The organism is Streptomyces sp. NPDC037054, from assembly GCF_055606745.1.
This window is the reverse complement of record NZ_JBVJSJ010000005.1, coordinates 509988-517876: the sequence shown is the minus strand read 5'-3', so window position 1 is coordinate 517876 and position 7889 is coordinate 509988. Positions and strand designations below refer to the sequence as shown.

The window sequence follows — 7889 nt, the reverse complement described above, 5'->3', positions numbered from 1 at the left end:
TGGCCAGGCCGGCCATGTCGATCTCGTTGTCGAAGTGGCCGATGTTCCCCACGATGGCCTGGTGCTTCATCCTGGCCATGTCGGAGGCCATGATGATGTCCTTGTTGCCGGTCGTGGTGATGAAGATGTCGGCCGTCTCGACCACGTCGTCCAGGGTCGTGACCTGGTAGCCGTCCATCGCCGCCTGCAGCGCGCAGATCGGGTCGATCTCCGTGACGATCACGCGGGCGCCCTGACCGCGCAGGGACTCCGCGCAGCCCTTGCCCACGTCGCCGTAGCCGCACACGACGGCGGTCTTGCCGCCGATCAGCGTGTCGGTGGCGCGGTTGATGCCGTCGACCAGCGAGTGGCGGCAGCCGTACTTGTTGTCGAACTTCGACTTCGTCACGGCGTCGTTCACGTTGATCGCCGGGAAGAGGAGGATGCCGTCGCGCTGCATCTCGTACAGGCGGTGGACGCCCGTCGTGGTCTCCTCGGTCACGCCGCGGATCTCGGAGGACAGCTGGGTCCACTTCTGGGGGTTCTCGCCCAGGGTGCGGGTCAGCAGTTCGAGGATGACGCGGTGCTCGTCGGACTCGGCGGTGTCGGGCGAGGGGACCTTGCCGTCCTTCTCGTACTCGACGCCCTTGTGGACGAGGAGGGTGGCGTCACCGCCGTCGTCCAGGATCATGTTGGGGCCGCCGGTGGGGCTGTCGGGCCAGGTCAGCGCCTGCTCCGTGCACCACCAGTACTCCTCCAGGGTCTCGCCCTTCCAGGCGAAGACCGGGACGCCCCGCGGGTCGTCCGGCGTGCCGTTCGGGCCGACGGCGACGGCGGCCGCGGCGTGGTCCTGGGTGGAGAAGATGTTGCAGGACGCCCAGCGGACGCGGGCGCCGAGGGCGACCAGGGTCTCGATGAGGACGGCCGTCTGCACGGTCATGTGCAGGGAGCCGGTGACACGGGCACCGGCGAGGGGCTGGGCCTCGGCGTACTCCTTGCGGATCGCCATCAGGCCCGGCATCTCGTGCTCGGCGAGGGTGATCTCCTTGCGGCCGAACTCGGCCAGGGACAGGTCGGCGACCTTGAAGTCCTGTCGGTTGTCGACAGTCGTCATTACGAGCTGCTCCTCGGGTTGGGGCGAGGTGGGTACGGCTGATCTGCGCGGCGGCGGACACAGGGGTGCCCCGAAGAGGACACCGGGCATGCCCGCGTACGCGCAGCGCAGTCCGTCGGAGGCCCTCTCTCCCTCGGTCGGCCCGCGAGGGGGCCGCCCGACCGCCATCAGCAGCGACGTCTGGCTCACTCCCAAGCTACACCGCTCGGCCCGGCCCACCCCAGTCCGCCTCCGAACACATCACGCCGTTCACGGACCGTGAACCCCGCGGGCGGCAGCCGGTCATGTCGACGGGCGGGGCGGCGGCGGTGACGGCGAAGGGCCCGCCGAGCAGGTCTCGGCGGGCCCTTCCGGGGTGTCGGGCGGGCTCAGTGGGCGGGGCCGCCCGGGCTGGCCTCGCGGTCGGAGCCCTTGGCGGCCTCGGACTCGCTGTAGATGTCGGGTTCGAGGTAGATGACGCGGGCGATCGGCACGGCCTCGCGGATGCGGGCCTCGGCGGCGTCGATGGCGGCGGCGATCTCGGCGGCCGTGTCGTCGTGGCCGACGGCGATCTTGGCGGCGACCAGCAGCTCCTCGGGGCCGAGGTGGAGCGTGCGCATGTGGATGATGCGGGTGACGGTGTCGCCGTCGACGATCGCGGCCTCGATCTGCTTCACCTCGTCCAGGCCGGCGGCCTCACCGAGCAGCAGGGACTTGGTCTCGACGGCGAGCACGAGCGCGATCAGGATGAGCAGGACACCGATGCAGAGGGTGCCGATGCCGTCCCAGACGCCGTTGCCGGTGGCCAGGGCGAGGCTGACGCCCACGAGGGCGAGGATCAGACCGACGAGCGCGCCGAGGTCCTCCAGCAGGACGACGGGCAGCTCGGGCGCCTTGGAGTGGCGGACGAACTCCTTCCAGGAGCGCTTGCCGCGCAGGGCGTTGGACTCCTGGATGGCGGTGCGGAAGGAGAACGTCTCGGCGATGATCGCGAAGACGAGGACGCCGACCGGCCAGTACCAGTGCTCCAGCTCGTGCGGGTGCTTGATCTTCTCGTAGCCCTCGTAGAGGGCGAACATGCCGCCGACCGAGAACAGCACGATGGAGACCAGGAACGCGTAGATGTAGCGCTCGCGGCCGTAGCCGAAGGGGTGTTGCGGGGTGGCCTCGCGCTTGGCCCGCTTGCCGCCGACCAGCAGCAGGCCCTGGTTCCCGGAGTCGGCCAGCGAGTGGACGGACTCAGCGAGCATCGACGAGGAGCCGCTGAAGAGGAACGCCACGAACTTCGCTACCGCGATCGCGAGATTCGCGGCGAGTGCCGCAACGATCGCTTTGGTTCCGCCTGACGCGCTCATGTGTTCGCGTTGTCCCTTCGCCTTCGTACGTTACGCAGACCAGGCTTTTGCCCGTCCTTTGCCGGTGGGTCATTGTTGCAGCACCGCCCGGCGCCGGCGCGCCGGTCCGCCCACCGGTCTCGCTCAGACCACCACGGTGGCCCGGAAGACCGTACCGGCTCCGGACACTTCGGCCGTTTCGCCCGCCGGGACGAACACGGAGTGGCCGGGCGTCAGTTCGTGTTCCCCGGCGCGCACGGTGCCCGCGGTGCACAGCAGGATCTGCGGGGTGGGGAGGGTGAGTTCGCGGGCGGCGCCGCCCTCGGGGAGGACGTAGCGGGACAGCCGGAACTCGTCGATGGGGGTCTCGTAGACCTCCTCGCCCTCGGGGGAGGCCTCCGGGCGCAGCACGCCGGGGTCGGCGGCCTCGAAGCGGACGACGCGCAGGAGTTCGGGGACGTCGACGTGCTTGGGGGTCAGGCCGCAGCGCAGGACGTTGTCGGAGTTGGCCATGATCTCGACGCCGAGTCCGCTGAGGTAGGCGTGCGGGATGCCGGCGCCGAGGAACAGGGCCTCGCCGGGCTGGAGCCGGACGTGGTTGAGGAGCATCGCGGCGATGACGCCGGGGTCGCCCGGGTAGTGGTGCGCGATGCCGGCGTAGGGGGCGTGGTCGCCGCCGAGGCGGTCGCAGGCCGCGGCTGCCTCGGCGACCGTGCCGGCCATCTCCTCGCGATCGGCGCCGAGGAGAGCGGTGAGGACCTCGCGCAGCGCCGCCTCCTCGGGCTGGGCGCGCAGCAGGTCGACGTACGGCTTGAGGGAGTCGACGCCGAGGGCGTCGAGCAGGTCGGCGGCCTCGGCCGGGGCGCGGAAGCCGCACAGGCCGTCGAACTCGGTGAGGGCGCAGATGAGTTCGGGCTTGTGGTTGGCGTCCTTGTAGTTGCGGTGCGGGGCGGACACGGGGATGCCGCGGCGCTCCTCGTCCTCGTAGCCGGCCCTGGCCTGCTCCAGGTCGGGGTGGACCTGGAGGGAGAGCGGGGCGCCGGCGGCGAGGATCTTGAGCAGGAAGGGCAGGCGGGGGCCGAACTTGGCGACGGCCGCCTCGCCTAGTTCGGCGCGCGGGTCCGCGTCGATGACGTCGGTGAGCGTGCCGCGCGCGGTGCGCGAGGGGGCGCCCGGGTGCGCGCCCATCCACATCTCCGCCTGCGGTTCACCGGTGGGCTCGATCCCGAGCAGGTGCGGGATGGCGGTGGTCGAGCCCCAGGCGTAGGGGCGGACGGTGTTGTCGAGGCGGTCCATGCGATCTCTCTGGCTACGGGGTCAGGGCGTCCCGGGCATGATCAGGCTCTGGAGGCGAGCGCCAGGTAAACGGCGGCGAAATCCGTGATGGCGATCAGTTCGGCGAGGGTCTCCAGTTCGCCGCCTTCCTCGGGCTCCAGCTCGCTGATGGGTGTGTCGTGGCTGAGGGCGAGGTCGCGGGCGCCGGGGGCGGCGGTGAGGCCGCCGATGGGGCGGTCGCGCAGGAGCACCACGCGCGCGTGCAGGGCGGGCGGCTCCTCGACGCGGTCGCGGAAGAAGTCGCCGGGGTCGGAGCCGGCGGCCAGCGGGCCGGCGAGCAGGGCGCTGTGGGCGGCGAGGGCCTCGGGCAGTTCCGCGACGAGCGCGGGTACGCCGGACAGTTCGGCGAGCGCGGAGGCGAAGCGGCGTCCGGCGGGGCCGGCGGAGGTGCCTTCCGTCCAGACCAGCGGGAGCGCGTCGGCGAGTTCGGCGGCGAGGGTCTTGGCGGGGTTGCTGTACGTGACGATGGCGGGGCCGCAGCGCTCGGCGATGAGGTCGAGGCGGTCCGCGACCTTGTCGAGGGCGTCGCGGGGCGCGGCGAGCAGGCCGGTGCGGTCCAGGAGGGCCAGGAGCGGGGTGAGCAGGGCCCACAGCACGCCGGGTGCGGACGCGGCGAGGGGTTCTTCCTGGTCGTAGGGGGCGGTCGCCAGGGGGACGAACAGGCCGTGCGAACCGTTGACCGACTCGGCGAGCGGGGTGCCGGCCGGGGCGACGGCGACGACGGTGCAGCCGCGGCGGTAGGCCTGCTCGGCGAGCAGGGACAGGCCCGGTTCGGTGCCGTCGGGGGTGGCGATCAGCAGCAGGTCGACGGAGCCCGCCCAGCCGGGCAGTTCCCAGCGCAGGGCGCCGGCGGCGGGTGCGACGCCGGTGGGGGCGAGGCGGGTGACGGGGCTGCCGGCGCCGGCGAGCGTGCCGAGCAGGTCGGCGGCCTGGGTGGCGGCGGCGCCGGGGCCGGCGATGAGGACGGCGCGGGGGCGGCCGTCGGGCTTGAGGTCGTTGATGCCTGCCTCGGCGGCGTGCCGGGCGGCGGTGCGGACGCGGGCGCCTGCCTCGGCGGCGCCGCGGAGCAGTCCGCGGTGATCGGCTTCGGCGAGCCCTTCCGGGCTGTCGAGCAGCGATTCGTCAAGCATGGGTGGCAGCCTCCGATCGCCGGGACGTCGATTACGCGGGGCGTCGGGCCTCGTCGACGAGCAGGACGGGGATGCCGTCGCGGACGGGGTAGGCCAGGCCGCAGTCCTGACCGGTGCAGATCAGCTCGGTGTCCTGCTCCTTGAGGGGGGCGTGGCAGGCGGGGCAGGCGAGGATCTCCAGGAGGCCGGCTTCGAGCGGCATGTGGTGTCCCTTCGGGGGCGGTTGCGTCTGCGGATGTGCCTGGTCAGGTTACCGCCGGTGGGGGGCGGGTGCGGGGTGGACGGGCGGGTCCCCGGGGTCTTCGCCCCGGTCCCCGCCCGGGCCGCGGTGGTCCTCAGCCCCGGATGATCGCCAGGGCCTCGTCGCGCACCTTGGCCATCATCGTCTCGTCCCTCGCCTCGACGTTGAGGCGGAGCAGCGGCTCGGTGTTGGACGGGCGGACGTTGAACCACCAGTCGGCGGAGGTGACGGTCAGGCCGTCGAGTTCGTCCAGGGTGACGCCCTCGCGGTCCGCGTAGGCGGTTCTGATCGCGGCGAGCCGGGCCCGCTGGTCGTCGACGGTGGAGTTGATCTCGCCGGATCCGGCGTAGCGGTCGTACTGGGCGACGAGGGCGGAGAGCGGGCCGTCCTGTCCGCCGAGGGCGGCGAGGACGTGGAGGGCGGCGAGCATGCCCGTGTCGGCGTTCCAGAAGTCGCGGAAGTAGTAGTGGGCGGAGTGCTCGCCGCCGAAGATCGCTCCGGTGCGGGCCATCTCGGCCTTGATGAAGGAGTGGCCCACGCGCGTGCGTGCCGGTGTGCCGCCGTTCTCGCGGACGACCTCCGGGACCGACCAGGAGGTGATCAGGTTGTGGATGACCGTGCCGCGACCGCCGTTGCGGGCGAGTTCGCGGGCGGCGACCAGTGCGGTGATCGCCGACGGGGGGACGGGTTCGCCGCGCTCGTCCACGACGAAGCAGCGGTCGGCGTCGCCGTCGAAGGCGAGGCCGAGGTCGGCGCCCTCCGCGCGGACGCGGGCCTGGAGGTCGACCAGGTTGGCCGGGTCGAGGGGGTTGGCCTCGTGGTTGGGGAAGGTGCCGTCGAGTTCGAAGTACATCGGCACGAGTTCGACGGGCAGGCCGCCGAGGACGGTGGGGACGGTGTGCCCGCCCATGCCGTTGCCCGCGTCGACGACGACCTTGAGGGGGCGGACGGCGGTGAGGTCGACCAGGGAGCGCAGGTGTGCCGCGTAGTCGTCCAGGGTGTCGCGCCGCGTGATGGTGCCCGGCGTGGCGGCCGGCGCCGGGGGGCCCGACTCGCTCCAGGCCTCGGTGAGTTCGCGGATCTCGGCGAGGCCGGTGTCCTGGCCGACCGGGGCGGCGCCCGCGCGGCACATCTTGATGCCGTTGTACCGCGCCGGGTTGTGCGAGGCGGTGAACATGGCGCCCGGCAGGTCCAGCACGCCGGAGGCGTAGTAGAGCTGGTCGGTCGAGCACAGGCCGATCTCGGTGACGTCGACGCCCAGGGTGGCGGCACCGCGCGCGAAGGCGCGCGACAGGCCGGGGGACGAGGGGCGCATGTCGTGCCCGGTCACGACGGCGGTCGCGCCGGTGACCCGGGCGAAGGCCGCGCCGAAGAGCTCGGCCAGGGGCTCGTCCCACTGGTCGGGGACGACACCGCGTACGTCGTACGCCTTCACGATCTGCGACAGATCAGCAGCCACGGCCAACCCTTCTGAAAGTCCCGTCGGTCACCACAAACTACCCGTAGGGGCCGACAGTGCGCCGAGGTGTCCACAGGGGACGTCCAGCCGTGCTCCGGCGCACGGGCGGTACGCGGCGGGGGCGGGGCGAGTCGCGGTCAGTTGTCGGGCGACCGCAGGACCCGCAGGTGCCCGCGGCGGGCGACCTCCATCGGGTCGGCCGACCGTCCGCCGCCGGCCTCGGCGACCCGCTCCTGGGGGCGGGCGGCCTCGCGCACGGCGTTGGCGAGCGCTTCCAGGTCGTCGCCGCTGGGCCGGGCCGGGGCCGAACCGTCGAGGAGCCGGACGACCTCCCAGCCGCGCGGGGCGGTGAGGCGCTCGGAGTGCTCGGCGCACAGGTCGTAGCAGTGGGGTTCGGCGTAGGTGGCGAGCGGGCCGAGGACCGCGGTCGAGTCGGCGTAGACGTACGTCAGCGTCGCGACGGCGGGTCGGCCGCAGGCGGTGCGCGAACAGCGACGTACAGGGCTCACGACGTTGGACGGTACCGCACTCTTGAGCGGGCCGCGACGACTCTCCCCCAGCTCACTCCACCGTGTCGTGGTGTGAAACGCCCCACACGCCCCATCTGCCCAACCCTGTTGACCTGCGCGGACGTCGGCGTCCCGGAGGGCGCCGCGTCGGGACACCGGTCACCAGTCGGTACAAACCCCGTCATTCGCCCCGGGTTCGGCGGGCCCGGCGGGACGTGGATTCGAGCCAAGCTTGGCCGAATCGTTCATGCTGTTGTCCCGTCCGGTCGCGCCGCAGGATGGCGCGCCGGGGCGGGGCGCGCGGCCCCGGCGGGGACTACGCTTCACCAGTGATGGACAACCCCGTGACTCCCCGTGCCGCCGGCCGCGGGCCCCGCCGCCGTGATCGCCACGGCAGGGGCATGCGCGGCCCGATCGCACCGCCGCAGGTTCCCCTCGCCGCCTCCCGCGCCGAGGTCTTCGCGGATCTGGTGCAGGACTCCGTGGAGCGCCTCGAGCGGCGGTGGCCGCAGCTCGCCGACATCGATTTCCTCGTCCTGGAGGTGCCGCGCCTCAACGGCCCCGGACAGGCCTGGAACGACGAGGCGGTCCCGCTGGGCGGCACCGTCCCCGCCCGGGACGGTCACCGCGCGCGCGTGGTCGTCTACCGGCGGCCCGTCGAGATCCGCACCAAGGGGCGCGACGAGCGGGCCGCGCTGGTGCACGAGGTGGTCGTCGAGCAGGTCGCCGACCTGCTCGGGCTGACCCCGGAGACGGTGGACCCGCGCTACGGCGAGGACTGAGCCGAGCGGCGGCACCGTCCGGGCCCG

Annotated in this window: 8 protein-coding genes; 1 reads left to right on the top strand and 7 read right to left on the bottom strand. The window is 72.8% G+C overall.

Features of this window, described 5'->3' with window-relative positions; all coding sequences use genetic code 11:
• From ACZ7D7_RS15785 to ACZ7D7_RS15755, 7 genes are all read right to left on the bottom strand, one after another.
• A partial coding sequence (locus tag ACZ7D7_RS15785; protein WP_470824818.1) for an adenosylhomocysteinase occupies nt 1-1093 on the bottom strand: 1093 nt, incomplete at its 3' end.
• A gap of 368 nt (nt 1094-1461) precedes the next feature.
• Nucleotides 1462-2427 (bottom strand): cation diffusion facilitator family transporter, encoded by a 966-nt coding sequence (locus tag ACZ7D7_RS15780; protein WP_470824816.1) that lies wholly within the window; start codon nt 2425-2427, stop codon nt 1462-1464.
• A gap of 123 nt (nt 2428-2550) precedes the next feature.
• Nucleotides 2551-3702: a mannose-6-phosphate isomerase, class I gene (manA, locus tag ACZ7D7_RS15775; protein ID WP_470824815.1), complete on the bottom strand. Its 1152-nt coding sequence runs from the start codon at nt 3700-3702 to the stop codon at nt 2551-2553.
• Nucleotides 3703-3743: 41 nt separating this feature from the next.
• On the bottom strand, nt 3744-4871 hold the full coding sequence (locus ACZ7D7_RS15770; RefSeq protein WP_470824814.1) for an SIS domain-containing protein: 1128 nt from the start codon (nt 4869-4871) through the stop codon (nt 3744-3746).
• A gap of 31 nt (nt 4872-4902) precedes the next feature.
• Nucleotides 4903-5073 (bottom strand): Trm112 family protein, encoded by a 171-nt coding sequence (locus ACZ7D7_RS15765; RefSeq protein WP_007382472.1) that lies wholly within the window; start codon nt 5071-5073, stop codon nt 4903-4905.
• A gap of 133 nt (nt 5074-5206) precedes the next feature.
• On the bottom strand, nt 5207-6571 hold the full coding sequence (locus ACZ7D7_RS15760) for a phosphomannomutase/phosphoglucomutase (protein ID WP_470824813.1): 1365 nt from the start codon (nt 6569-6571) through the stop codon (nt 5207-5209).
• A gap of 137 nt (nt 6572-6708) precedes the next feature.
• Nucleotides 6709-7080 (bottom strand): DUF3499 domain-containing protein, encoded by a 372-nt coding sequence (locus ACZ7D7_RS15755; RefSeq protein WP_279551061.1) that lies wholly within the window; start codon nt 7078-7080, stop codon nt 6709-6711.
• A gap of 332 nt (nt 7081-7412) precedes the next feature.
• Between ACZ7D7_RS15755 and ACZ7D7_RS15750 the strand changes: the two genes are divergently transcribed.
• Nucleotides 7413-7862: a metallopeptidase family protein gene (locus tag ACZ7D7_RS15750; protein WP_470824846.1), complete on the top strand. Its 450-nt coding sequence runs from the start codon at nt 7413-7415 to the stop codon at nt 7860-7862.
• The last annotated feature ends 27 nt before the right edge of the window (nt 7863-7889 follow it).